The sequence below is a fragment of the Micromonospora sp. NBC_00330 genome (assembly GCF_036136635.1).
Classification (GTDB): Bacteria; Actinomycetota; Actinomycetes; order Mycobacteriales; family Micromonosporaceae; genus Micromonospora; species Micromonospora salmantinae.
This window is the reverse complement of record NZ_CP108012.1, coordinates 5,705,372-5,729,462: the sequence shown is the minus strand read 5'-3', so window position 1 is coordinate 5,729,462 and position 24,091 is coordinate 5,705,372. Positions and strand designations below refer to the sequence as shown.

General features: G+C 71.6%; 25 protein-coding genes and 3 tRNA genes. 12 read left to right on the top strand and 16 right to left on the bottom strand.

Going from position 1 to position 24,091, the window contains the following annotated elements; all coding sequences use genetic code 11:
- Nucleotides 1-61: 61 nt before the first annotated feature.
- Nucleotides 62-277, bottom strand: a complete 216-nt coding sequence (locus OG598_RS26060; protein ID WP_030332207.1) for a DUF3073 domain-containing protein — start codon at nucleotides 275-277, stop codon at nucleotides 62-64.
- A gap of 302 nt (nucleotides 278-579) precedes the next feature.
- A complete protein-coding gene (locus OG598_RS26055; RefSeq protein ID WP_328651487.1) occupies nucleotides 580-1,662 on the bottom strand; it encodes a Leu/Phe/Val dehydrogenase in 1,083 nt (360 codons plus the stop codon).
- Nucleotides 1,663-1,855: 193 nt separating this feature from the next.
- Between OG598_RS26055 and OG598_RS26050 the strand changes: the two genes are divergently transcribed.
- Together OG598_RS26050 and OG598_RS26045 are read left to right on the top strand one after the other, a co-directional pair.
- Nucleotides 1,856-2,695 carry a hypothetical protein gene (locus tag OG598_RS26050; protein ID WP_328655437.1) on the top strand — a complete coding sequence of 280 codons (840 nt, stop codon included), beginning with the start codon at nucleotides 1,856-1,858 and terminating at the stop codon, nucleotides 2,693-2,695.
- Nucleotides 2,696-2,945: 250 nt separating this feature from the next.
- The gene (locus OG598_RS26045) at nucleotides 2,946-3,155 is read left to right on the top strand and encodes a BldC family transcriptional regulator (protein ID WP_007073996.1); all 210 of its coding nucleotides are present in this window, start codon (nucleotides 2,946-2,948) and stop codon (nucleotides 3,153-3,155) included.
- 101 nt (nucleotides 3,156-3,256) lie between these two features.
- Here OG598_RS26045 and OG598_RS26040 read toward each other — a convergent pair whose 3' ends face one another.
- The gene (locus tag OG598_RS26040; protein ID WP_328651486.1) at nucleotides 3,257-3,646 is read right to left on the bottom strand and encodes a PPOX class F420-dependent oxidoreductase; all 390 of its coding nucleotides are present in this window, start codon (nucleotides 3,644-3,646) and stop codon (nucleotides 3,257-3,259) included.
- A gap of 54 nt (nucleotides 3,647-3,700) precedes the next feature.
- Between OG598_RS26040 and OG598_RS26035 the strand changes: the two genes are divergently transcribed.
- Nucleotides 3,701-4,480 carry a class I SAM-dependent methyltransferase gene (locus OG598_RS26035; protein ID WP_328651485.1) on the top strand — a complete coding sequence of 260 codons (780 nt, stop codon included), beginning with the start codon at nucleotides 3,701-3,703 and terminating at the stop codon, nucleotides 4,478-4,480.
- Nucleotides 4,481-4,532: 52 nt separating this feature from the next.
- On the opposite strand, the gene OG598_RS26030 is transcribed toward OG598_RS26035, so the two are convergent.
- Entirely contained in the window at nucleotides 4,533-4,820 is a 288-nt protein-coding gene (locus OG598_RS26030) for a hypothetical protein (RefSeq protein WP_091396025.1), read from the bottom strand.
- Nucleotides 4,821-4,997: 177 nt separating this feature from the next.
- On the opposite strand from OG598_RS26030, the gene OG598_RS26025 reads away from it, so the two are divergent.
- A complete protein-coding gene (locus tag OG598_RS26025; RefSeq protein WP_328651484.1) occupies nucleotides 4,998-5,855 on the top strand; it encodes a 3-hydroxyacyl-CoA dehydrogenase family protein in 858 nt (285 codons plus the stop codon).
- On the top strand, nucleotides 5,852-6,595 hold the full coding sequence (locus tag OG598_RS26020) for an enoyl-CoA hydratase/isomerase family protein (RefSeq protein ID WP_328651483.1): 744 nt from the start codon (nucleotides 5,852-5,854) through the stop codon (nucleotides 6,593-6,595). Before OG598_RS26025 ends, OG598_RS26020 begins: the two co-directional genes overlap by 4 nt.
- Before the next feature lie 66 nt (nucleotides 6,596-6,661).
- On the opposite strand, the gene OG598_RS26015 is transcribed toward OG598_RS26020, so the two are convergent.
- Nucleotides 6,662-8,005: an ABC transporter substrate-binding protein gene (locus OG598_RS26015; RefSeq protein ID WP_328651482.1), complete on the bottom strand. Its 1,344-nt coding sequence runs from the start codon at nucleotides 8,003-8,005 to the stop codon at nucleotides 6,662-6,664.
- Between the two features lie 156 nt (nucleotides 8,006-8,161).
- Between OG598_RS26015 and OG598_RS26010 the strand changes: the two genes are divergently transcribed.
- A complete protein-coding gene (locus tag OG598_RS26010) occupies nucleotides 8,162-8,551 on the top strand; it encodes a hypothetical protein (protein ID WP_328651481.1) in 390 nt (129 codons plus the stop codon).
- A gap of 54 nt (nucleotides 8,552-8,605) precedes the next feature.
- Here OG598_RS26010 and OG598_RS26005 read toward each other — a convergent pair whose 3' ends face one another.
- Nucleotides 8,606-9,046: a hypothetical protein gene (locus tag OG598_RS26005; RefSeq protein ID WP_238685309.1), complete on the bottom strand. Its 441-nt coding sequence runs from the start codon at nucleotides 9,044-9,046 to the stop codon at nucleotides 8,606-8,608.
- A gap of 129 nt (nucleotides 9,047-9,175) precedes the next feature.
- On the opposite strand from OG598_RS26005, the gene OG598_RS26000 reads away from it, so the two are divergent.
- Nucleotides 9,176-9,880 carry a DUF2786 domain-containing protein gene (locus tag OG598_RS26000; protein WP_328651480.1) on the top strand — a complete coding sequence of 235 codons (705 nt, stop codon included), beginning with the start codon at nucleotides 9,176-9,178 and terminating at the stop codon, nucleotides 9,878-9,880.
- A 12-nt stretch (nucleotides 9,881-9,892) separates the two neighbouring features.
- Here the strand turns inward: OG598_RS26000 and OG598_RS25995 are convergent, their stop codons facing one another.
- The gene (locus tag OG598_RS25995) at nucleotides 9,893-10,420 is read right to left on the bottom strand and encodes an SRPBCC family protein (protein ID WP_328651479.1); all 528 of its coding nucleotides are present in this window, start codon (nucleotides 10,418-10,420) and stop codon (nucleotides 9,893-9,895) included.
- A gap of 46 nt (nucleotides 10,421-10,466) precedes the next feature.
- On the opposite strand from OG598_RS25995, the gene OG598_RS25990 reads away from it, so the two are divergent.
- Complete coding sequence (locus OG598_RS25990) at nucleotides 10,467-11,954, top strand: hypothetical protein (RefSeq protein ID WP_328651478.1); 1,488 nt, start codon at nucleotides 10,467-10,469, stop codon at nucleotides 11,952-11,954.
- A 377-nt stretch (nucleotides 11,955-12,331) separates the two neighbouring features.
- Here OG598_RS25990 and OG598_RS25985 read toward each other — a convergent pair.
- From OG598_RS25985 to OG598_RS25950, 8 genes are all read right to left on the bottom strand, one after another.
- A tRNA-Phe gene (locus OG598_RS25985) sits at nucleotides 12,332-12,405 on the bottom strand.
- Nucleotides 12,406-12,504: 99 nt separating this feature from the next.
- Nucleotides 12,505-12,578, bottom strand: a tRNA-Asp gene (locus OG598_RS25980).
- A 57-nt stretch (nucleotides 12,579-12,635) separates the two neighbouring features.
- Nucleotides 12,636-12,708, bottom strand: a tRNA-Glu gene (locus OG598_RS25975).
- Between the two features lie 154 nt (nucleotides 12,709-12,862).
- Nucleotides 12,863-13,645 (bottom strand): polysaccharide deacetylase family protein, encoded by a 783-nt coding sequence (locus OG598_RS25970; RefSeq protein WP_328651477.1) that lies wholly within the window; start codon nucleotides 13,643-13,645, stop codon nucleotides 12,863-12,865.
- Nucleotides 13,646-13,720: 75 nt separating this feature from the next.
- Nucleotides 13,721-14,671 (bottom strand): MerR family transcriptional regulator, encoded by a 951-nt coding sequence (locus OG598_RS25965; RefSeq protein ID WP_328655436.1) that lies wholly within the window; start codon nucleotides 14,669-14,671, stop codon nucleotides 13,721-13,723.
- Entirely contained in the window at nucleotides 14,661-15,281 is a 621-nt protein-coding gene (gene idi / locus OG598_RS25960) for an isopentenyl-diphosphate Delta-isomerase (RefSeq protein WP_328651476.1), read from the bottom strand. The genes OG598_RS25965 and idi overlap by 11 nt, the downstream gene beginning before the upstream one ends.
- On the bottom strand, nucleotides 15,278-16,759 hold the full coding sequence (gene crtI, locus OG598_RS25955) for a phytoene desaturase family protein (protein ID WP_328651475.1): 1,482 nt from the start codon (nucleotides 16,757-16,759) through the stop codon (nucleotides 15,278-15,280). The genes idi and crtI overlap by 4 nt, the downstream gene beginning before the upstream one ends.
- Before the next feature lie 28 nt (nucleotides 16,760-16,787).
- Complete coding sequence (locus tag OG598_RS25950; protein ID WP_328651474.1) at nucleotides 16,788-17,930, bottom strand: polyprenyl synthetase family protein; 1,143 nt, start codon at nucleotides 17,928-17,930, stop codon at nucleotides 16,788-16,790.
- 65 nt (nucleotides 17,931-17,995) lie between these two features.
- On the opposite strand from OG598_RS25950, the gene OG598_RS25945 reads away from it, so the two are divergent.
- Both OG598_RS25945 and OG598_RS25940 read left to right on the top strand, forming a co-directional pair.
- A complete protein-coding gene (locus tag OG598_RS25945; protein WP_328651473.1) occupies nucleotides 17,996-18,919 on the top strand; it encodes a phytoene/squalene synthase family protein in 924 nt (307 codons plus the stop codon).
- Entirely contained in the window at nucleotides 18,916-20,241 is a 1,326-nt protein-coding gene (locus tag OG598_RS25940) for a cryptochrome/photolyase family protein (protein WP_328651472.1), read from the top strand. Before OG598_RS25945 ends, OG598_RS25940 begins: the two co-directional genes overlap by 4 nt.
- Here the strand turns inward: OG598_RS25940 and OG598_RS25935 are convergent, their stop codons facing one another.
- Entirely contained in the window at nucleotides 20,242-21,318 is a 1,077-nt protein-coding gene (locus tag OG598_RS25935) for a serine hydrolase domain-containing protein (protein WP_328651471.1), read from the bottom strand.
- A gap of 80 nt (nucleotides 21,319-21,398) precedes the next feature.
- On the opposite strand from OG598_RS25935, the gene OG598_RS25930 reads away from it, so the two are divergent.
- Both OG598_RS25930 and OG598_RS25925 read left to right on the top strand, forming a co-directional pair.
- The gene (locus tag OG598_RS25930) at nucleotides 21,399-22,886 is read left to right on the top strand and encodes a dihydrolipoyl dehydrogenase family protein (protein ID WP_328651470.1); all 1,488 of its coding nucleotides are present in this window, start codon (nucleotides 21,399-21,401) and stop codon (nucleotides 22,884-22,886) included.
- A gap of 127 nt (nucleotides 22,887-23,013) precedes the next feature.
- Nucleotides 23,014-24,018 carry a LacI family DNA-binding transcriptional regulator gene (locus tag OG598_RS25925; protein WP_112586239.1) on the top strand — a complete coding sequence of 335 codons (1,005 nt, stop codon included), beginning with the start codon at nucleotides 23,014-23,016 and terminating at the stop codon, nucleotides 24,016-24,018.
- Nucleotides 24,019-24,091: the final 73 nt, after the last annotated feature.

Sequence of the window (24,091 nt, the reverse complement as noted above, 5' to 3'; positions counted from 1 at the left end):
CACCTGCTCTGGACGTGCGTGAGCACGCGGGGGTTACCGCGTGCTCAGCTGCGTCGAGAGGTCAGCGGGTCGGACGGACCCAGGGATCCGGATCGTCGTCCGCGTGATCCTCATCATCGTCGTCGACGAACTCTTTAGAGTCGTCGTCGAAGTGGTGCTCAGACTTACCAGCACCCGCCAGTTCGCGCTGCAAAGCGGTGAGGTCGGTGTTCGGGGAGTGGTACTTCAACTCCCGCGCCACCTTAGTCTGCTTGGCCTTAGCACGGCCGCGCCCCATGGCTCGACCCCCTCGCACAGAATGCGGGGCAGCCCGAAGGCGGGCCCCGATGACGTCAGGCATCTCTCGTGGCTCTTACGGTACATGGGGATGCCATCGTTCGGCACCTCGGGTTACCGTCAGCCGGCTCTGCGCGTCGCGTCGATCCGGCCGTCACCCAGTGTACCGGGTAAGGAGCGGAACGGTTAGCACCCGTGACACCGGACAAACCGCATCAAATTTGACCCCGGCTCAGCTTACCCAGCGAGGCCCGGCACCGGGGCCCGGAGGCGGATCTCGTCGACCCGCCCCCGGGGGGACGCTCAGCGCAGGTGGATCGCGCGCAGCCGGCCGACATCCGCCATCCGCCGTTCCGCCAGCCGGTCGGCGGCCACCGCCGGCGGCACGCCCTCCGCGTCGGCCAGGTGCAGGATCTCGCGGGTGGTGTCGTAGATCCGGGTCGCGCGCAGCTTCGCCCGGTCGAAGTTGAAGCCCTCGATCTCGTCGGCCACCTGGATCACGCCGCCCGCGTTGACCACGTAGTCCGGGGTGTAGAGGATGCCCCGGTCGGCCAGCAGCTTCTCGATGCCCGGGTGGGCGAGCTGGTTGTTCGCCGCCCCGGTGACCACCTTGGCGCGCAACGCCGGCACGGTGTCGTCGTTCAGGGCGCCACCCAGCGCGCACGGCGCGTACACGTCGATGTCCGCGGCGACCAGCGCGCTGGAGTCGTCGACGAGGGTGACCTGCGGGTGGTTGCTGCGCACCCACGCCAGCGCCTTCGGGTTGACGTCGGTGGCGACCACTTCGGCGCCGTCCTCCAGCAGGTGCCCGGTGAGGTACTTGCCGACCTTGCCCAGCCCGGCCACGCCGACCCGCCGGCCCCGCAGGCTCGGAGTGCCCCACACGTGCTCGGCCGCGGCCCGCATCCCCTGGAAGACACCCCAGGCGGTGAGGATCGACGAGTCGCCGGCCCCGCCGTGCTCCACGCTGCGCCCGGTCACGTAGCGGGTCTCCCGGGCCACGACATCCATGTCCGCCACGTACGTGCCGACGTCACAGGCGGTGTAGTAGCGGCCGTTCAGCGACTCGACGAAGCGGCCGTACGCGCGCAGCAGCGCCTCGCTCTTGATCTGCTCCGGGTCGCCCCAGATGACGGCCTTGCCGCCGCCCAGGTCCAGCCCGGCGAGCGCGTTCTTGTACGCCATCCCGCGGGACAGGTCCAGCACGTCGGCGAGGGCGTCGTCCTCGCTCGCGTACGGGTAGAAGCGGGTGCCGCCGAGCGCCGGGCCCAGCGCTGTGGAGTAGATCCCGATGATCGCCTTCAGGCCGCTCTGCTTGTCCTGGCAGAACACGACCTGTTCGTGACCGGTCGATACCGGGTCGTCGGTGCTCGCGAATACGCCCATTGTTGGCTCCTACTGTGGTGTGCGTCCTTGTGGGACGCGGACCTGGTGGACCCCGGCGGGGATGCTGCCGGTGTGATCGAGCCTAGTATCGGCCGCCGGGCGGGCGCTCGACGCGCCGCCGCCGTCCCACGGTGCGGCGCGCGTGCTCCGGCCGCTGACCGCGTACGGGCCTGGTTCGTGGGAGGATCGCGCGGTGCCGTCGCTCTTCGCTTCTTACCTGCGCGTGTACGAACCGCTGGCCGCCTTCGATCGAGACCGGCAGAGCTACTGGCGCCGCTACGTCTCGGAGGGGCGCGCGATCGCCCCGGTCGAGGGGCCCGGTCGCCAGCGGACGGCGGTGATCGAGGCGCTGGGTGCTGGCTGGACCCGGCTGCCGGACCTGCCGGAGGAGGCGTACGTCCTGGAGACGGACGAAGGCCTGCTGGTCTGCCCCTGGAACCTGCGTATCCGGGTCGCTGAGGCGGCGCTCAGCGCCCGGGACGGGGTGCCCTCGGTGCTCGCCGACGCCTTCGTGCCGCCGGTGCTCGCCGGGCAGGCCAGGGCGGTGGTGGACGACTGGCGAAGTGGCGCCCGGGTGCTGGAGCACGGGGTGCCCCGGGTGCACGAGCAGATCGCCACCTGGGGCGTACCGCTGCGGTGGTTCGTGCTCTTCGACCCGGCGGAGCGGGACCTGGTCACCCAGCCGGGCCGGCGGGCGTTGCGCTACCGCACCGAGATCTCCAAGGCTCGACGCCGCTCGTCGCGGGCGCTGTCGGTGCTGCGCAAGTCGGTGGGCGAGGCGCCGATCACCGAGGCGGTGGAGGAGGCGGCCCGCTGGCTGGAGGAGTTCCATCCGCGGTCCGTGGTCGAGCTGGACTACGGCGGTCTGGTCGACCTGCTCTCCGACGAGACTCTCACGTCGGACGACTCGCCCGAGCTGGTCGCTGGCGGCCTCGCGGGGCTGTCGCGCGGCGAGGCCGAGGAGGCGTCGGCCGCGTACGACAAGTTGGTGGCTCGGTGGCGCGCGGTGCAGCTGTTGGAGCGGTGCAACTAGGGCATATCACCCTAGGAGCGCTCCCAAGGTGAGTTGTACTCGTAGTTGACGCATCACGAACCGTGATCATGAGTCCGAATAAGGTACTTTCTGCCGTGTAAAAGTCGTAAAAATCGGGCATGGTTCATCCGTCCGTCTAGGGACCTTCATCCGTTCGGCCCATGTCGGACATCGGGGACTAGCCGGACCATGGGAGACGCGTCGGCCGGCGGGACCCCGGCCGATGTCTATACATGTGGAGGAGTGACCGATGGCATCGCGAACGCACGAACCAGAGCCGCTACTCACGCCGGCCGAGGTGGCGTCGATGTTCCGGGTCGACCCGAAGACGGTGACCCGGTGGGCCAAGGCTGGCAAGCTCAGTGCCATCCGCACCCTGGGTGGCCACCGTCGGTACCGTGAGTCGGAGGTCAGGGCGCTTTTGCAGGGCCAGATCCCGCAGCAGCGGCAGGGCGACTGAGCAGGCAACAGTTCTTCGTCAGGGGCGGTGGATCTCGATCCGCCGCCCCTTTCGTATGCCCCGCCGGGGCGCGACCGCGGCCGAGGTTCAGCGCCGTGGGGTCAGCGCCGTGGCTCGGCCAACGTCACCCGGATGCCGACAGTGCCGCCCTCGCCGCGACGCAACCGGCTGCTCAGCAGGCTCAGCCGACCGATCACGCGGTACTTGTGCTTGAGCAGGTCGCGGATTCGACCGGTGTCACCGCCCCCGTAGATCGTCGCGTGAGCTGACACCTCCGCCCCATGTGGCCGACCCCGCACGTCGCACGGTGCCACTGTCACCTCGCCGTTGCGGCGGATCCGCTTCACCTTGCCCGAGTCGGCCCGCGTCCAGACCGCCAGCGCCTCCCCGTCGCGCACCGCCCAGACCGGGGTCGGCACCGCCCGACCGTCAGTGCGAAAGGTCGTGAGCAGGATGTACTTCTCGGCCGACAGCCGGTCCAGCATGGTCACGCCGCCAGGATACGGCCGGCGCGGGCCACTGAGTGGCCGGATAGCGTGAACGTCGTGACAGGTGAGCCCCTAATCGGTGACGTGATCGGCGAACTGCTGCGAGACACACTCGCCGTGGCCACCGGGGTGGGTCCCCGGCCCCTGGTCGGTGGTCGACTGCCACGACCGGTCATCGAGATCATCGAACGGGACGACGGTCTGATCAACGGCGCCCCGTCCGCGCACTACCTGGACGGGCCGGCGGAGTGGCAGCCGTACGACCACCGCGCGGTGGACCGGGCGCACGGCGAGACGCTGGACATCGGCACCGGAGCCGGCCGGATCGCGCTGCTGCTGCAGGAGCGCGGCGTACCGGTCACCGGGCTGGACACCTCCGCGGGCGCGCTGGAGGTGAGCCGGCGTCGCGGTGTCCGGCGGCTGGTGCACGGCACCGTCGACACGCACGTCGCCGACGGGTCGCGGTACGACACGTTCCTGCTGCTCGGCAACAACCTCGGGCTGTTCGAGGGCCGGGAGCGCGCTCCCGAGTTCCTGGCCGCGCTCGCCGCGCTGGCCCGACCGGGGGCACAGATCATCGCGCAGGGCACCGACCCGTACGGCACCCGCGACCCGCTGCACACCGGCTACCACGAGCGCAACCGTCGGCGTGGCCGGCTCGGTGGCCAGCTGCGGCTGCGGCTGCGCTACCGCGAGTTGAGCACCGAGTGGTTCGACTACCTGGTCTGCTCGGCGGACGAGTTCGCCAGCCTGGTGCACGGCACCGGTTGGCGGCTCACCGATGTGGACGACAGCGACGCCCCCTACTACCTGGCCACCCTGCACCTCGTCGACTGAGCAGGACGGCCCCCGCTCTCCGCTGGGCGGAGAGCAGGGGCCGTCGTACGTCTCAGACCTGGACGGTCGGGGGGAGCTGCTCGGGCGGAAGGCCGCCGTCGCCGTCGACCACCTCGTCCGGTTGGCCGTCCTCGTCGATGTCGACCATGGTGATGTCCACCTTGCCGTCACCGTCGGTGTCGAACTGGAACAGGTCCGCCTTGCCGTCGCCGTCGGTGTCCACCACCCACACGTCGGTCTTGCCGTCGTTGTTGGTGTCGGCGCGCAGCAGTTCGACCCGCTCGTCGCCTCGGGTCTCCACGATCTCCCCGTCGGTGACGCTCTCCGGTGCCTGGCTCATGTCGATGCGGTCCTTCCCTCGGTTGACGGGCCGTCATTACCCGATCCGGCGCTCCCCCACGCATGTGCCGGGTCGTCGCGCTGTCTAGGGTCGCACCATGAGCGAGCGGAGCGGGCGGGACACCCGGGCCGGCGTAGCGGGGACCCCGCGCGTCGGCGGACGGGACAGGGAGGCGTGATGAGCGATCGTTTCGTGGTCGTCGGTGCCGGCACGATGGGGCTTGGTATCGCGTACGTGGCGGCCGGCGCAGGGCACGCCGTCGAGTTGGTCGAGGTGGACCCCGAGCGGGGTGCGGCAGCGCTGAACCGGCTCGCCGACCTGTGGGAGCGGGCGGTGCAGCGCGGGAAGCTCAGCGCCGACGAGGCCGCCACGAACCGGCAGCGGGTGACGCTGCGCCCGACCCTCGCCGCTGTCGCTCCCGCCCCCGAGGTGATCGTGGAGGCGGTGCCGGAGCGCCTCGATCTGAAGCGTGCGGTGCTCCGGGACGCCGCCACGCTGCGCCCGGCGCTGCTGGGCAGCAACACCTCCAGCATCGCCATCGGGGCGCTGGCCGCCGAGCTGGACGCGCCCGAGCGCTTCCTCGGCCTGCACTTCTTCAACCCGGTCTGGGCGATGGCGCTGCTGGAGATCGTGGTCGGCCCGGCCACCGCCGAGGAGACCACCACCGCGGCCGTCGCGCTCGCCGGCCGGCTCGGCAAGGACCCCGTCGTCGTACGCGACATGCCCGGCTTCGCCACCTCCCGGCTCGGGGTCACCCTCGGGCTGGAGGCGATCCGGATGGTCGCCGACGAGGTCGCCAGCCCGGCGGACATCGACAAGGCCATGGTGCTCGGCTACCGGCACCCGATCGGGCCGTTGGAGCTCACCGACCTGGTCGGCCTCGACGTGCGGCTGGACATCGCCCGCACCCTTCAGGCTGCGTACGGGGACCGCTTCGCGCCGCCCCCGCTGCTGGTGGAGATGGTGGCCGAAGGGCGGCTGGGTAAGAAGTCCGGGCAGGGCTTCTACCGCTGGGAAGGCGGTGCCAAGCAGTGAGCGGGTTGCGGATCGAGGAGCGGCCGGACCGGCTGGTGGTCACCCTGGACCGGCCGGAGAAGCGCAACGCCATCGACGCCGACCTGATCGCCGAGCTGCACCAGGTCTGCGCCGAGTTGGAGGCGCGCCCGCGCCTGCTGCTGCTCACCGGCGGGGCGGCGGGCATCTTCGCCGGTGGCGCCGACATCGGCCAGCTCCGCGAACGGGGTCGCATCGACGCCCTCGCCGCGATCAACTCGGCCGCCTTCGCCCGCATCCGGGCGCTGCCGATGCCGACGGTGGCGGCCGTCGACGGCCCGGCGTTGGGCGGTGGCGCGGAGCTGGCGTACGCCTGCGATCTGCGGGTGTGCACGGCGCGGGCGGTCTTCGGGCAACCGGAGGTGCGGTTGGGCATCCTGGCCGGCGCCGGCGCGACCCACCGGCTGCCGGCGTTGATTGGCGAGGGCCGGGCCAAGGAGCTGCTCTTCACCGGCCGGCGGGTGGACGCCGCCGAGGCAGTGCGGATCGGCCTGGTGAACCGGGTGGTGGACGAGCCGGGCGAGCTGCTGGCGGTGGCGCACGCGTTGCTTGACGAGATCGCCCTGGGCTCACCGTTGGCGGTGCGGCTGACCAAGCTGGCGGTGGACGCGCCGGCCGCCGCGCACCCGCACCTCGACCTGGTCAGCCAGGCGGTGCTCTTCGAGGACGACGAGAAGCATCGCCGGATGACCGAGTTCCTGGAGCGCCGCCGGCCGCGCTGATCCCGCGTACCAGAAACGGCCGCACCGGCGGGAAGCCGGTGCGGCCGTCGTGGTTTCTGGCCCTGCCTACTGCCGGATCTGCACCCCGGCGTCAGCCAGGCCGCGGATCACCTGGGCGGACTCACCGAAACCGATGATCAGTACGGCGTCCGCGCCGAATTCCTTGATCTCCTTCGCGCCGCCGCTGAAGTCGACCGGGGCGGCCTTCGCGTCGGCCGGCGGCTCGTACGTCAACAGCTTGAGCCGGTCGTTGGCGATACCGGCCTTCTCCAGCTCGTCGCGGACGGTGCCCTGGAGGCCCTCACCGTAGGAGTCCTTACGGGCGACGATGACGATCTTCTGTGACCCGTCGCGGAGGATCACGTCGGCCAGCGCCCGGCCCTGCAGGCTGTCCGGTGGGGCGGTACGGAAGTAGAGGCCCTGGTCATCGACGTCGGTCAGGCTGGCGTCGGTGTTGGACGGGGAGAAGAGGATCTTCCCGGCCTGCACCACGTCCGGCAGCACGGCCCGGGAGATGCCCGAACCGCCGGCACCGATGATCACGCTGACGCCGTCCGTCACGTGCTTGGCCACCGTCGCCTTGGCCACCGCCGGGTTGGTGCCGTCGTCGCCGTCGAGCCACGTCACCGGCTTGCCCAGTGCGCCGCCAGCGGCGTTGATCTCCTTGATCGCCAGCGCGGCGCCGGCGGCCATCGGCGGGTAGGCGATCGAGAGGTCACCGGTCTTCGGCAGCAGGCCGCCCAGGATCAGCGGCTCCTGGTCGGCGGCGCCACCCGGGCGCTGCTTCTTCGGCTTCGGCGGCGTCTTGGTGCTCGCCGCCGACTCGATACCCGCGCCGACGAACTCGGTCTTGCCGTCGTTGATCTGCTGCCCGTCGAAGGTCAGCGTGGCGTAGCTCGCGGTGGCCGGCTCACCCTTGTCGGTGAAGCCCGCTCGGGTCAGCGACACGCCGCGGTACTCGATGTCCTGCCCGTTGCGGGCCAGCGTGAGACAACTGGCCGGGTCTTCGCAGCGCTGCCCGTCGTTGGTCACGGCGACGATCTGCTTGGTGATGGCAGCCGGGTCGGTGCTCCCGGCCAACTGGGAGGCGAGCACGGCGATCACCACCGCGTCGTACGTCTCGGCGGAGTACACGTAGTCCGTCAGCGCCGGATTGACGGCCCGTAGCCGGCCCTTGAAGTCGTCTGGGAGCGGAACGAGGGGCGTGGTGCCCTTCATCCCGTCGACGAGACTCGCTCGTTCCTTCAACTCCGCAGGATAGGAGTTGAGCATGTTGCCGTCCGTGCCGTAGAGGCGCACCTGTTGGGCGCTGGCCTCTTCGGGCTTGTCATCCCCGCAAGCGCTTGTGGCGAGCAGGATCGTCGCGCAGGCAGCCAATGTGACTACCCGCGAGCGGCGTGATACGAACATGGTCGTCCTTCCTCCGGCGAAGGTCCGCTGCGCACATTAGCGTGCCGAGGCCGGCGGCGGGACCGTGGAGGTGGCGTAATGCGCAGGTAGCTCGCGTTGAACACGGACAGTGACGGTCGCGGGGGGCGCTTGACCACCCGTCCTACTGTGCGCTGCGTGACCGACCTACCACAGCAGACGTTCGATGACGCGGCCGCCGTGCTCCGCTCGGCGCTGACCGGCGATGGAGACGCGGTGGTGGGAGCGTTCGACGCGGTCGTCGACCGGGCCGGCCTGGACGGCGCGTACGGCGTCGCCTGGTGCCTGGCCGCGACGATGCTCGGTGACGCGCCTGCGGCCACCGGGGCGGCGCTCGACTTTCCGGGGATCGATCAGGCCGGGTACGACACCCGCTGGGTGGCCCGCTTCGTCAGCGCGTACGCGAATCGGGACGAGCCGACCGGGGAGGCGCTGTTCGGCGCGGCGGCCGCCGACGGGCTGCTCCCCGACTGCCTGCTCACACTCGCCGGCTCGACGATCGCCACCCTGCGCAGCCGCGCCGGGTGAACCGCCAGGTCGCGGCGTCCGTCGGGGGGCGGACGCCGCGACCGTGCGGGTCGGTCAGAACGCGTGGTACGCGATCAGCGGTTCGTACTCGTACCGCAGGTTCTCGAAGCGGACCCGGAAGTTGACGCCGTCCCGGACGTTGGTCGCCACAGTGATCCAGCCCGAGTTGGCCGGCAGGTACGTCCAGTAGTTGCAGGCGCTCGTCTTGTCGACGAAGATCACGCACGCGTCGGTGGCGTACACGCTCGCGTTGCGCACGTTGATGTCGCGACAGCGCGTCGTGGTGCGGTACTGGCCGGCCGAGCCGCCGTACCGGCCAGTCTCGAAGTACGACCGGACCGCCCCGCCGTAACAGGTGGCGAGCGGGGCGAACGCGTTCGGCCCGGAGCTGACCGGCGTGGTCGGTGTCGTCGGCTCCGCCTGCGCGGGCGTGCCGACGGAGAGCAGCGCGGTGGCCGTGGCGACGGCGAGCAGACGAGCGGTCGGGGATGGCATCCGTTCGTTCCTCCAAACAGTTGGTTGACCGTCCGTATCGGACTGATCATCTGGCCGTGACGATGATACGTATCGATCGATTGCCGCGCGGCCCCGATGATGTCCGGCCCGTGTGGTAGCTCTTTAGGCATGTCCGAGGCCATGCTCAGCAAGGTGCGCAAGCTGCTGGCCCAGGCCGAGGACCCGGCCTGCACGCCGGCCGAGGCCGCCGCGTTCACCGCCAAGGCCACCGAGCTGATCGCCCGCTACGGCGTCGACCGGGCGCTGCTCGCCGCCCGGGACCCGACCACCGACCCGGTCGGCGATCGGGTGCTGGACGTCGTCGCCCCGTACGCCCGCGACAAGGTCGGCCTGCTCGCCGCAGTGGCCGAGCCGCTGCGCTGCCGCTGCGTACGCCGTCGGCAGGGCAACGGCTTCGCCCTGCACCTCTTCGGCTTCGCCAGTGACCTGGAACGGGTCGACCTGCTCTTCACCTCACTGCTCGTGCAGGCGGCGCACGGCCTGGCCGCCACCGAGGTGCCAGCGGACGACCACCCCGCGGCCTTCCGTCGCTCCTGGCTGGCCGGCTTCGCGGAGGTGATCGGAGGTCGACTCTGGGCGGCGGAGTCGGCGGCGGCCACCGAGTCGGGCACACCGTCGATGGCGCTGGTGCTGGCCGACCGGTCCGATCGGGTGCAGCGCCGGCTCACCGAGGAGTACCCACGGCTGCGCACCGCACCGCCACGTCGGTTGGGCGGCACCGGCTTCGGCTCGGGGGCGGAGGCCGGCCAACGCGCGAACCTCGGTGGTCGGGACCTCGGCGGCGCCGCTTCCGGTCGGCGGCTCGGCCGGTGACCCGGTGGGTCGTCAGGCCGTCGTGCCGGGGCGGTGGCGCGACACCGTGGCGACGTAGCGGGTGAGCAGCTCGTGCCAGCCGGCAGTGAGCGCCTTGCGGTAACCCTCGGCAGCCTCGCCGTGCCGGTCGAAGTGCCGGTGCTCCAACTCGACCCGGGTGTGTTCCGGCCCCTCGGCATGGAACAGCACCTCGACCTCGCTCGCGCGGGCCGGGTCCGGCACCGGCGCCCGATCAGGGCCGATCTGCCAGACGAAGACCAGTCGGCGAGGCGGATCCCAGGTGAGCACCCGGCCCCAGTCGGCGCGGAAACCGTACGGGCCGATCTCGTAGAGCATGCCGCCCGCCCGAGGCTCCATGCCCAGCTCGGCCAGCGCGTCCGGGCCGGACCAGGTGTATTCGGTGACCCACCAGTCGGTCAGTTCGTCGGTGAAGACCGTGAACGCGTGCTCGGCGGAGCCCGGGACGAGAAGGCTGCACCGGAGAGAGAACTGGCCGGCGTCCTGCCGGATGTCGGCCGGATCAGTCAATTCCTGTCCCATAGGCCCGGACCATACCGGCTGATGCCTCGGTGTGCAGCTTCGCGCGGTGCCCGGTTCCAGACAGAGGGTCGTCGAGTCGTCACGGACGGGATGGCCCGCCGGAAAGCGGGTAACCGCGCCCAACGGCCCGGACGACCGGGTCGGTGTGCAGGTGGGGCGGGAGAGCATGAGCGAGAGCGGGCAGCAGCGGGAGCCGGACCGGAACGTCGACAGCGGGGACCCGGACGTCCTGCTCGACATTCCGAAGGTCTCCGTCGACTCCATCCGACTGGCGGTCGACGGTCTGGAGGCCGACCTGTCGCTGCGGGCCCGGGTGGCCAACCTGCTCCAGGTCGACGCCGGCGTCCGCGTGCACCTCAACGGCGGCGAGTTGAACATCGACGGGGTGAACGCCGAGGCGCAGCTACGGGTGCGGTTGGAGCAGCTGACCAGAATCCTGGGCCGCGCGCTCGACACGCTCGACCACAACCCACACATCATCGAGGCACTCGCCCGCACGGCCGGCACCGCCGTCGACGACGTGAACCGCAGCGCCCAGCAGTTGGCCGCGGGCGCAGCGGAGATCAAAGCATCGAGTCGACGCTCTGACGACGTACGCGACGAGCCGGGCTGGCAGGTCGGCGCGGCCAGCCCGGTAGCCGACCGCGACCGACTGGGCTCCGACCGGCCGGGTCCAGGTCGGCCATCGGGTTCTGGCCGGCCGGGTTCCGATCGCCCGGGTCGGGATCGCCCGGGTCTCGATCAGTCCGGCCCTGGTCGCCTGGGTTCTGATCGGCCGGATGCGGGTCGGCCGGATGCGGGTCGGTCCGGGGCTGGTCCCGCCGGTTCGGGACCGGGTGCCGGCGGACCCGGGCCGCGAGCCGGCGGCCCAGGGCTTACCGACCAGGCGCAGCAGCAGGGCCAGAATCCGCAGGGCCAGCAGCAGCCAGAGGGGCAGCATGCGCAGGGCCAGAATCCGCAGGGCGCGCATCCTCAGGGCCAGCATCCGCAGGGCGCGCATCCTCAGGGCCAGAATCCCCAGGGCGCGCATCCGCAGGGCCAGCAGCCGGAGGGTCGGCGTTCTGAGGGTCCGCATGCGCAGGGCCAGCATCCTCAGGGACGGCAGCCAGATGGGCGGCAGTCGGAGGGCCGTGAGCCGGAGGGCCGTGAGCCGGAGGGCGGCGCGCCAGGTGGCAACCGTCCGGAAGGCCGGCGGCACGAGGGGTCGCGTCACCCCGCTGGAGAGCGGTCCGAAGGCGCGGGTGACGGAGAGCATCCGGCGGCGGCGGGCCGGGACCAGCAGCGCCCCGAGGGATCGGCGGGGCCGAACTCCGGGCAGAGCGGCAACAAGCCCGGCCAGTCGGCTGCGTCCGGTCCGAGCCCGTCCGGGGGTGGCGACGGTGGTCTTCCGGGCGCGGCACAGGCTGCGGCGCAGAGCGCAGCCCAGTTCGCCGAGCAGGCGGGGGAGACGCTGCGAGAGGCCGGGCGCAGCGTGTGGGAGGCGATCCAGGGCAGCGTGGCCCAGCATCGCCCGCAGGGTCGCCGCGACCACTGACGCCGCGCGGTCGTGCGTCACGTCCGCCGCGCTGCCCGGCGTGGAGGCTGCCCCGGCCATGATCGACACGGTTTCCTTGAAGTCGCGGTGTCGCGCCTGCCGGGACACCGCGACTTCAAGAAAGTCGTGTTGATCACGCAGGCAGGCGGGGCCGATCACGCAGGCCGGCAGGGGCCGATCACGCGGGCCGGGAGGGGCCGATCACGCAGGCCGGCGAGGGCTGGTCAGGTAGGCCGACTGGAGGTGTCGGCGATTGCGCAGGAGTAGCCCACGCGGAGAGTGGTGGGTGTGGCCGTCACTGAAAGCGACCCACCAAAGCAAGATCCCCACCTGCGTTTCCGCTGGCGGGGACCTCTGTAGCCCGGCGAAAGGCTATGTGGCCAGGGGCGGGGTCGAACCGCCGACCTTCCGATTTTCAGTCGGACGCTCGTACCAACTGAGCTACCTGGCCGTGTCGCTCGGCTCATGTTACCCGCCAACCGGACGAACCGGCGGCAAGGCGACCTGCTCCGATACGCAGAACGCCGCGCGGGGCGCGGCGTCAGCGCTGCGGTCCTGACGGGACTTGAACCCGCGACCTCCGCCTTGACAGGGCGGCGAGCACTCCAACTGCTCCACAGGACCTAGCTTGTGTTGCTCCGGCTTGCGCCGGTCTTGCCTTGCTCCGGCTTGCGCCGGTCGTGCCCCCAACGGGATTCGAACCCGTGCTACCGCCTTGAAAGGGCGGCGTCCTGGGCCGCTAGACGATGAGGGCGGCCCCGCCATCATTGCACATTCGCAACTTCAAGCGGACTTGCTCCCATCCGGCCCCGCCGGAGGCTTGGAAAGCATACGTGATGCTCCGTCGGTCGACAAAATCGGTGTCGGCAAGGGCTTGGGACGGGCCATAAATGCAGGTCAGAGCGTTTCTAGCGGAGTCGGGTGATGCCGAAGCGCTGCTTCAGGTCGGCGATCAACTTCGGGCATGCGGCGAGTGTCGCGGCCCGATCACCGCCCCCGTCGTGCAGAAGAACGATCCCACCGGGTCGGGTGGCGGTGTGGACACGCTTGCCGATCGTGGCCGCTGTCGGCTTGTCCCAGTCCTGCGGGTCGACCGACCAGTGCAGCGGACGCATGCCGAGGTCCTTGGCCACCCCGATCACCTCCGACGTCCACCGGCCGCCCGGCTGCCGGTAGAACGACACCTTCGCGCCGGGAACGGCCTTCTGGATGGCCTTGTTGGTGCGGTCCAGGTCGGCCCGGATCTCGCCTACAGGTCGACGGGCGATATCGAGGTCGTGTCGCCAGCTGTGGTTGCAGAGCTGGTGTCCCTCCCGGACGATCCGCCGGACCAACTCCGGGTGGCGCTGCACCTCGCGACCGACGACGCAGAAGGTCGCTGTCACCTTGGCGGCCTTCAGCTGGTCGAGCACCTTGGGTGTCCAGGCCGGGTTGGGCCCGTCGTCGAACGTCAGGGCCACCGGGCGTACGCCGGTGTTGCGCCCCAGGCCGGAGGGGAGCTTGGCCGGCAGCGGCCGCAGTGGCGGCTTGGCCGGCTTGGTGACGCTGGGGTGCGGTTTCGGGGTGGGCGGCGTTGTCGATTCCACCGGCTTTGGAGCGGCGGCGGGTGTGATGGTGCGGGTTGGCTGGGCGCAGCCGGACAGGAGCAGCGCCACGGCGAGGACGGACGCCAGGATGGCGCGGGCTTGCATCTGCTCGCTCCCGGAGGGTCGGGGTAGGCGGACCCGCCCGACGGTAGTTCACGTCGCGATTCGGCGACAGTGCGATCAATCACGCCTCGACTGGTCCAGGGAGTCGCGGACGGCGGCGGAGAGCGAGACCGCCTCGGCCAGGTCGACCGGTCGCACCACCCCGGCGGGCAGCGTGTCGGCTCGCCAGCCGGGGCCGGCGGCGAGCACCAGCAACGGGCGCCGGGGGGCGGCGAGCAGCGCGCTGAGTTGGGTCGGGTCGGCGGTGGCCCGGGTGTGCGACCAGAGCACCACGGCGGCCGGTCCGGTCCGGTTGACCGCCTCGACGAGGGCGGCCACCGGCACCCGGGCGCCGAGCATCCGGTAGCTGACACCGGCCTCCGCGAGAGCCGCCGCCAACGCCTCCAGCGGCAGGGTGTGTTGTTCCTCGTCGGCGCAGGAGAGCAGGATCCGGGCCGGCCCGGTGGGGACGTTGGCCCGACTGGCCGCCGCGAGCGCTTCCGAGACGCAGCGGGACATCAGGTGTTCCACCTCGATCAGGCCGGCGGTGGCTGCGTGTCGTTCGCCGATGCCGGCGAGCACCGGACGCAGTAGGCCCTCCCAGGTGGCGACGACCCCGCTGGCGGCGAGGGCGTGCGCGATCGTCTCGCTGATCGCCGCCGCGTCCAGTCGCATGGCGGCCCGGGCCAGGCCGCGGGCCGCCGGACCGGCACGGCCGACCGGGATGGAGCCGCCGCCGTCACGGCCGGTGGGGTGGATCCGGGCGGGAGCGACGGTGCCGGTGCCGTTGGGCATCGGGTCCGGTGCCTGGCGGGCCCAGCGGGCCGCCTCGGCGGGGCTCACCCCCTCGGCGGTGAGCCGTCGCATGATCTCGAGACGGGCCAGATCGGTGGGTGTGTACCGGCGGTGGTGACCGGGGATGTGTTCGCTGGGCCCGAGCCCGTAGCGCTGGTGCCAGGTGCGGAGGGTTGTCACCGCGACCCCCAACCGACGTGCGACAGCGCCCGCGCTCAGCGCCTCATCGACCACCCGACCGCTCCGCCGTGTCATCCGCCGACGATCCGGGCGGCGCCATGGCCGGGCCGGTTGCGCCCGACCGGGACTCCGCGGGGCGTAGCAGTCGGTTCACCACCCCGCCCAGCCAGGGCGCGTACGACCGGGGGTCGAGCTTCAACTCGGCCTCCAGCGCGGCGGGGTCGGCCCACCGCAGCTCGGCCACCTCGTCCGGGTCGGGCAGTAGCGGAGCGTGGGGCAGGAACTCGCCTCGCAGTACGTGGTCGTACTCGAACTCGATCCGACCGGTCGCCGGGTCCTCGGCGTAGTAGACGTAGATGCCGACCTCGGTCAGCTCGACCGGGCCCGCTCCCAACTCCTCGCTCAGCCGTCGGTTGGCCGCCTCGGCGAGCGACTCCCCGGGCTGGGGGTGGCCGCAGCAGGAGTTGGCCCAGCGCAGCGGGAACCGGGTCTTCACGGCGGCTCGGCGCTGGAGCAGCACCTGGCCGTCCGGGTCCACCAGCAACACCGAGAAGGCGCGGTGCAGCTGCCCAGGTGGTTGGTGCGCGGCCGCGACGGTCGTCTCGCCGTGGGCCTTGCCGGTCTCGTCGACGAGCTCGACGAGGTGCTTCTCACGACTGCTCATCGGCCTTCCCCGGTGATCCGGCCGGCGGCGAGCTTGCCGGATATGAGCACCATCGGTACGCCGACGCCGGGTTGGGTCCCGGAGCCGACGAAGACCACGTTCGGCAGGTCGCGGTGCAGGTTGGACGGGCGGAACGGGCCGGTCTGGAAGAGGGTGTGCGCGGCGGCGAACGGGGTGCCGGCGGCCATCCCCTGCTCCTCCCACTCGGCGGGGGTGATCGCCCGGAGCACCTCGACCCCGGCGCCGAAGCCGACGTAGCCGCGCTCCTCCAGGGTGCCGATCAGCTGGTCGGTGTAGCGCTGGGTCAGGTCGCCGCGCCACTCGAACGGCGCCCGGTGCAGGTTGGGCACCGGGGCGAGCACGTAGTAGGTGTGTCGGTCCGGCGGTGCCACCGCCGGGTCGGTCCGGCTCGGGTTGGTCACCAGTAGCGACGGATCGGTCATCAGCTCACCCCGTCGGATGACCTCATCGAAGGTGCCCTTCCACGCGCGTCCGAAATGGATGTTGTGATGGGCGATCTTCGCATAGGCCTGTCGGGAGCCGACGTGCAGAACGACGCAGGACGGAGAGTAGGTGAGCCGACGCTGCGGCGCGGCGGGGAGCAGGTCCCGGTAGGCGACCGGCAGGTCGGGGTTGAGCACCACCACGTCCGCCGGCACCAGGTCGCCGTCGGCGGTGAGCACGCCGGTGGCGCGGCCGTTCACGGTCTCCACCCGGGTCACGGTGGTGTCGTACCGGATCTGCACGCCGTGCTTCTCGGCCGCGCCGGCCATCGCCCTGGAGACCGCGTGGATGCCGCCGCGCGGGAAGTAGACCCCGGCCACCGAGTCGAGGTACGCGATGACCGCGTAGATGGCCAGCGCGTCGTGCGGCGCGAGGCCGGCGTACATCGCCTGGAAGGAGAAGATCCGCTGGGTACGCGGGTCCCGGAAGAACTGGTTGATCTTCGTCTGGAGGCGCCGGAAGGCACCGCCGCTGAGCAGCTTGAGCAGGTTGCCGGTGATCAGATCGGTCGGCGCGTCCAGGTTGCGCTCGATGAAGTCGGTACGCTCCAGCCGCCACAGCTCCCGCGCGTACTCGACGAACCGTAGATAGCCGTCGGCCTCCCGGGGCCCGCAGACCCGGGAGATCTCGGCCGCCATCCGGGTGGTGTCGGTGAGCACGTCGAGGGTCGAGCCGTCCGGGTAGTACGCCCGGTAGGCGGGGTCGAGCGGGGTCAGGTCCAGCCAGTCGTGCAGCTCCTCGCCGACCGCGCCGAGTGCCTCGGCGATCAGCTCGGGCATGGTGAGCACCGTCGGGCCGGTGTCGAACTCGTAGCCGTCCACGCCGAGGCGCCCGGCCCGCCCGCCGGGCACCGGCTCGCGCTCCAGCACTGTCACCTGTCGACCGCTGCCGGCCAGGTGCAGCGCGCAGGCGAGCCCGCCCAGCCCGGCCCCGACGACCACCACCCGGTCCGTCCGTCCTGTCACCGTCCGCACGTGACCACCTCCTCGCTCAAGTCGCTCATCAGGCCCGCCGGTTGGCAGCGGCGGTGGCCAGCCCGGTCAACGCGGTCCGCGCCGTCTGGTCCACGGGTGCGGCGTCGAGCGCGGCCAGCGCGTCGCTGACCCGCTCGGCGATCATCTGCTCCACCCGGGTCACCGCGCCGGTTTCGGCGACCAGTTCGGCGAGCGTGTCGACAGACCCGTCGGCGGCCCGCTCCAACGCCCTGAGCTGTGCCGGCGTGGCCAGCTCACGGGCCAGCATGAGCAGCGTGGTCGGCTTGCCGGTGCGGAGGTCGTCCCCGGCCGGCTTTCCGGTCGCCGCCGGGTCGCCGTAGACGCCGAGCAGGTCGTCACGGAGCTGGAACGCTTCGCCGACAGCCAGGCCATAGCGGGTGTACGCGGAGACCAGGGGGTCGTCGGCGGGCACCCCGGCCAGGCAGGCACCGAAGAGCAGTGGTCGCTGGACGGTGTAGCTGGCGGTCTTGTAGCGGGCCACCCGTAGTGCCCGGTCGACCGACCAGCTGCCCGGGTCGTTCTCGCCGAGCACGTCCAGATACTGCCCGGCGACCGTCTCGACCCGCATCTGGTCGTAGCAGCGGCGCACCTCGAAGAGTCGCGTCGACGGCACCGAGGCGTGGGCCAGCAACTGGTCGGCCCAGACCATGCAGAGGTCGCCGATGAGCACGGCGACGGCCTCGCCGAACCGGCCGGGATCGCCTCGGTGGCCGGCGGCGACGTGCTGTTCGGCGAGCGCGACGTGCGCGGTGGGCCGGCCGCGGCGGGTGGTGGACGCGTCCATCACGTCGTCGTGCACCAGCGCGAAGGTGTGCAGCAGTTCCAGCGCGGCCAGCGCGGGCAGCACGGGTGGCAGCGGTGCGGTGCCACCGACGGCCCCGCGCCACCCCCAGTAGGCGAACGTGGAGCGGATCCGTTTGCCGCCGGTCAGGACGGCCTCCCGCGCGGTGGCGGCGAAGCTGCCCATCGACGCGTCGATGTCGTTGAGGGTGTCGACCTCGGCGGTGAGGAAGGCGTCCAGGGTCTCGTCGACCGCCGTGACCAGATCGTGGGTGTAAGCAGCCAGAACGGCGCGGACCGGATCGTCCCCGTCCCCCGGCCCTGTCGGCGCCACGCGGGTCACGTTGCCCGCAACTGCGTCGTTGGCCATGCGGCTGAGCGTACCCTAGGCTACGAGTTGCGTCGATTGGTGCGTCGATAAATGGAGGAGGGCCGGTGGAAACTGATCTCACCGCTGCCTATGACCGGTGCCGTGAGCTGCACAAACGCCACGGCCGCACCTACTATCTCGCCACCCGTCTGCTCCCCGCTTGGAAACGACGACATGTGCACGCCCTCTACGGGTTCACGCGGTACGCGGACGAAATCGTCGATCGCACCGAGGACCTACCGCCGGCCGAGCGGGCCGCCCTGCTGGACCACTGGGCCAGCCAGTTCGTGGCCGGTCTGCACGGTGCGCCGGTCGACGACCCACTGTTGCCGGCAGTGCTGCACACGATCGCCGTCTTCGATCTCGACCGTGACGACTTTGCGTCGTTTCTGAAGAGCATGGCGATGGACCTGACAGTCACCGCGTACCCGACCTACGACCACCTGCTCGACTACATGGAGGGCTCGGCGGCGGTCATCGGCACCATGATGCTGCCGATCCTGGGCAGCTCCGACCCGGTGGCGGCCCGGGAGCCGGCCCGGCAACTCGGCTTCGCCTTCCAGCTCACCAACTTCATCCGGGACGTCGCCGAGGACCTCGACCGGGGCCGCACCTACCTGCCGGACGAGGACATGGCGAAGTTCGGAGTCACCCGCGAGGAGTTGGCCGAGGCCCGCGCCCGGAGCCGCGTCACACCCCGGATCCGCGAGCTGATCGAGTACGAGGTGACCCGCGCCCAGGCGCACTACGCCGCCGCCGCACCGGGCATCACCATGCTGGCGCCCGCCTCGCAGGCCTGCATGCGCACCGCGTACGCCCTCTACGGTGGCATCCTCGACGAGGTGGCCGCACAGGACTACGACGTCTTCGTCCGGCGGGCCCTGGTGCCGCAGCGGCGACGGATGGCGGTGGCCGCGCGGGCCCTGCTCAGCTCGACCGGTACGCCTGTCGTCATCCCCGGGCCGACGATCCAGCCGGAGAGCCGGTGACAGCGAGCACGGCGATCGTGCTCCTCACCCGCGACCTGCGGGTGCACGACCACCCGGCGTTGGCCACCACCTGTGCGGCCTTCGACCAGGTGGTGCCGCTGTACGTGCTCGACCCGGCGCTGGCCGACCTCTCCGCCAACCGCACCCGCTTCCTGCACCAGGCCCTCGCCGACCTGCGCGACCAACTCCGTGAGCGTGGTGGCGACCTGGTGGTCCGGCACGGCGACCCGGTGGCCGAGACGATCCGGCTGGCCGGCGAGGTCGGGGCCACCGCCGTCGCGCTCTCGGCCGACGTCAGCCACTACGCCGTCCGCCGGGAGCGGCGACTACGCGCCGAGTGCGAGCGGCACCGGCTGCACCTGCGACTGTTTCCCGGGCTGACAGTGGTCGAGCCGGGAGCGTTGCGGCCCGGTGGCGGCGGGGACCACTACCGGGTGTTCAGCCCGTACCACCGGGCCTGGGCGGCCAACCGGTGGCGCGAGGAGTTGGCCGCGCCGCGCCGGATCGCGCTGCCCGATCGGGTACGCGTGGGTCGGTTGCCGACGCTGCCAACCGGTGACTCGCCCGACGCGGCCAGCGGTGGTGAGCGGATCGCCCGGCAGCGGCTCACCGACTGGCTGCCCGACCTGGCCCGGTACGGCGACCAGCACGACGACATGGCCGGCGACGACACGTCCCGGCTCAGCCCGTACCTGCGCTTCGGCTGCGTGTCGCCGCTGGCGGTGGCGAACCGTGCCGGCGACCGGTCTGGCCCGTTCGTCAGGCAGCTCTGCTGGCGGGACTTCTACTACCAGGTCACCGCCGCCTTCCCGGAGATCTCGACGGCGGCGTACCGGCGGGGTGCCACCGAGCAGTGGCGCTACGACGACGACGCGTTGGCGGCCTGGACCGAGGGACGCACCGGGATGCCGATCGTCGACGCCGGGATGCGGCAGATGCTGGCGCAGGGCTGGATGCACAACCGGGCCCGGCTGATCACCGCCGGCTACCTGACCAAGCACCTTGGGCAGGACTGGCGGTCCGGGGTGGCGGTGTTCTTCCGCTGGCTGCTCGACGGGGACGTGGCGAACAACTCCGGCAACTGGCAGTGGGTCGCCGGCACCGGCAACGACACGAAGCCCTACCGGGGGTTCAACCCGGTCCGGCAGGCCGAACGGTACGACCCGGACGGCGACTACGTGCGCCGGTGGGTGCCGGAGCTGGCGGGAGTGCAGGGCAAGGCCATTCACCAACCGTGGCGGCTGCCGGAGGCCCTGCGCCAGACGCTCGACTACCCACCGCCCCTCTCGGTACCGGGCACCGACCCCGTCTGGCTGCGCTGATCAGAGCACCGAGTGCAACGCCTCGACCAGCTCGTCCACCCGGTCGTGCTCGGCGAGGTGCGCCGTGGCGTACGCGAAGGTGTAGCCCCGCTCCGGGTCGGCCCACGCGCTGCTGCCGCCGATGCCGCCCATGCCCCAACTGCCGTCCGGCTCCCACTGCATGCCCAGGGTCCAGTGGGCGTCGCGGTCCAGCACCAGGTCGGGCCCGTCGTACTGGACCCGTGTCGCCTCCGCCACCAACTCCGGGCTGAACAGCCGAACCCCGTCCAGGACACCACCGGCCAGCAGACCGGCGTAGAGCCGGGCCAGGCTGGGCGCAGTGGCGTGCAGGTTGACGGCGGGCACCTCCGCGCCCCGCCACAGCGGGCTGTTCAGCACGGCCAGGTCCAGCCCGCCGGCCGGGTTGCCCATCGCCCGCGCCCGCATCGAGCCGGTCTCGCCGAGTGCCCGGGCCGGCCATCCCGGGTCGCCGTACCGCAGGTCCGCGCAGCGCAACTGGTCCGCTTCGGTCAGCCCGAAGCCGAGGTCGAGCTGCCACCGGCCGGCGATCTCCTCGGCCAGGAACCGGCCCACCGACCGCCCGTCGACGCGGCGGACCAGCTCGCCCACCAGGTGCCCGTACGTCCAGGCGTGTTCCCCGGCGACAGTGCCCGGCGACCACTCGGGGTCGGCGGCAGCCAGGTCGCCGGTGAGCAGCGCCCAGTCGGCGATCGCGGCGGCCGGCCGCGGCACCGGGAAGGCCGGCAGCCCGGCGGTGTGCGACAACACCTGACGCACAGTGGCGGGAGTGCGGAACTCCGGCCAGTACCGGTCCACCGGCGCGTCGAGATCGACGGTTCCCCGATCGACGAGCAGTAACAGGCAGAGCGCGGCCACCGGCTTGCCGACCGAGTAGACGTTCACCAGCGTGTCCGGCAGCCACGGCTCGCCGCCCGCCCCCTGGCCGCGGCGCGAGCCGCCGACCAGGTCCACCACCGGCTGCCCGTCGTACCAGATGGTCAGTGCGGCGCCGGTTTCCCGGCCGGAGGCGAGCAGGTCGTGGAAGCAGTCCCGGACCGGAGCGAAGCGTGCGTGCATCCGGCCACGGTAGGCGTCAGGGCCGGTGCGCGCGCCGACTTTTCCGCCGACCCCGGTGGTTGGGGTGGTGCCGCTGGGGGATGCTGTTCGGTGTGGCGGAGCCGGAGCTGGTGGATGTGGTCGTGGTTGGGCTCGGGGTCGGCGGCGAGGAGGTGGCCGAGCGACTTGCCGAGGCCGGCCTGAGCGTCGTCGGCGTCGAACGGGATCTCGTCGGCGGGGAGTGCCCGTACTGGGGTTGCATCCCGAGCAAGATGATGATCAGAGCCGCCAACGCGCTCGCCGAGGCCCGCCGGGTCGACGGGCTCGCCGGGACGGCGCAGGTCCAGCCGGACTGGGCGCCGGTGGCGAAGCGGATCCGCGAGGAAGCCACCGACACCTGGGACGACACTGTCGCGGCGGAGCGGTTCGTCGGCAAGGGCGGCCGACTCGTGCGGGGCAGCGGCCGGCTCGACGGCGCGCGCCGGGTCCGCGTCGGTGACCAGGTGTTCGAGGCCCGACACGGGGTGGTGCTGGGCACCGGCACCCGTCCCTCGGTGCCGCCGATCGACGGCCTGGCCGACACGCCGTACTGGACCAACCACCAGGCGATCGAGGTCGAGGAGCTGCCGGAGTCGCTGCTCGTGCTGGGTGGCGGCGCGATCGGCCTGGAGTTGGCGCAGGTCTTTGCCCGCTTCGGGGTCCGGGTCACGGTGGTCGAGGCGCTCGACCGGGTGCTGGCCGTCGAGGAGCCCGAGGCGTCCGAGGTCGCCGCCGCGGCGCTGCGCGCCGACGGCGTGGAGATCCACACCGGGGTACGCGCCGAACGGGTCGAACACGACGGGACCAGGTTCACTCTGCGCGGTGGCGGTGGCGCGGAGTTCACCGCCGACCGGCTGCTGGTGGTGACCGGGCGCAAGGCCCACCTGACCGAGCTGGGTTTGGACACGATCGGGCTGGACGCCAGCCAGCGTTACCTCCCGGTCGACGACCGTCTGCACGTCACCGACCACGTCTGGGCGGTCGGCGACATCACCGGCGAGGGGGCCTTCACGCACATCGCCATGTACCAGGCGGGGATCGTGATCGCCGACATCCTGGCCCGCGCCCGGCAGGCGAAGGCGGGGGCGGACGCCAGCGGCACCTCCAGCGTGGTCGGCGGAGCGATGGGCGCGTCCAGCTCGCTGGCCGCCAGCGGCTCGAGCGGGTCGGCCGGCACCGTGCCACGAGCCGACTACCGCGCCTTGCCCCGGGTGACCTTCACCGATCCCGAGATCGGCGCGGTCGGGCTCACCGAGCAGCAGGCCCGTGAACGCGGCATCAACGTGCAGGTGGGTTACACCAAGCTCGGCACCTCGACCCGTGGCTGGATCCACCGGGTCGGCGACGACGGGTTCATCAAGCTCGTGGCGGACGCCGACCAGGGTGTGCTGATCGGCGCCACCTCGGCCGGCCCGGCCGGGGGCGAGGTGCTGTCCGCGCTGGTCGTGGCGGTGCACGCGGCGGTGCCGCTGAGTCAGCTCCGGCACATGATCTACGCGTACCCGACCTTTCACCGGGCCATCGAAACCGCCCTACGCGACCTGTCCTGACCCCAGCCCCACCCAGGGCCGCCGCACTCGCGATATCACTGGAACCGCGTCGATACGGCAGCCGGCCAGCAAATGGCGCGCAAATTGCTGTTCATTTCTTTCATGCAGATGACGTACGATTGCGACCGTGACCAAGCGGTTGACTGAAGTTGCCAAGAAGGCGGGCGTCAGCGAGGCCACCGTCAGCCGGGTGCTCAACGGCCGCGACGGGGTCTCCGAGGCGACCCGCACCGCAGTGCTCACGGCGCTGGACGTGCTCGGTTACGAGCGGCCGACCAAGCTGCGCGGCGAACGCGCCCGGCTGGTCGGGCTGGTGCTGCCCGAGTTGCAGAACCCGATCTTCCCGGCGCTGGCCGAGGTCGTCACCGGCACTCTCGCCCAGCGCGGCTACACCCCGGCGCTCTGTGCCCGGACCATCGGCGGGGTCTCCGAAATGGACTACGTGGAGATGCTCCTCGACCACCAGGTCTCCGGGGTGATCTTCGCCGGTGGCTCGTACGCGCTCGCCGACGCCAAACACGACCACTACCGTCGGCTGACCGACCGCGGGCTTCCGGTAGTGCTGGTCAACGCCGGTGTGGACGAGCTGGGTTTCCCCCGGGTCTCCACGGACGACGCGGTGGCGGTGGAGCAGGCGTACGGGCACCTGCGCTCGCTCGGGCACGAACGGATCGGCATGGTGCTCGGCCCGGAGGGGCACGTGCCGTCCCGACGCAAGCTCGACGCGATGATGAAGGCTGCGGGCTGGGACGAGGGTGACGCCGAGTGCGTCGAGCGTTCCAGCTTCTCGATGGAGGGTGCGCGGGTCGCCGCGACGAAGTTGGTCGAGCGGGGCGTGACCGGCATCATCTGCGCCAGCGACGTGCTCGCGCTGGGCACGATCCGGGCGGCCCGCCGGCTGGGCCGTTCGGTTCCGGCCGACGTGTCGGTGGTGGGTTTCGACGACTCCGCCTTCATGACGTGCACCGATCCGCCGTTGACCACGGTGCGGCAGCCGATCGAGACGATGGGGCAGGCCGCCGTGGATCTGCTGGTCACCCAGATCGAGGGTGCCGGGGTCCTTCAGGACGAGCTGCTGTTCGAGCCGGAGTTGGTGGTGCGGGGCTCCACCGCGCCCGCCCCCGGCCGCTAGGCACCACACCGAACGACGCTTCGGCCGTCGACCGCCTCTCGCGGTCGGCGGCCGTTTTCGTCGTTGCTCGCCA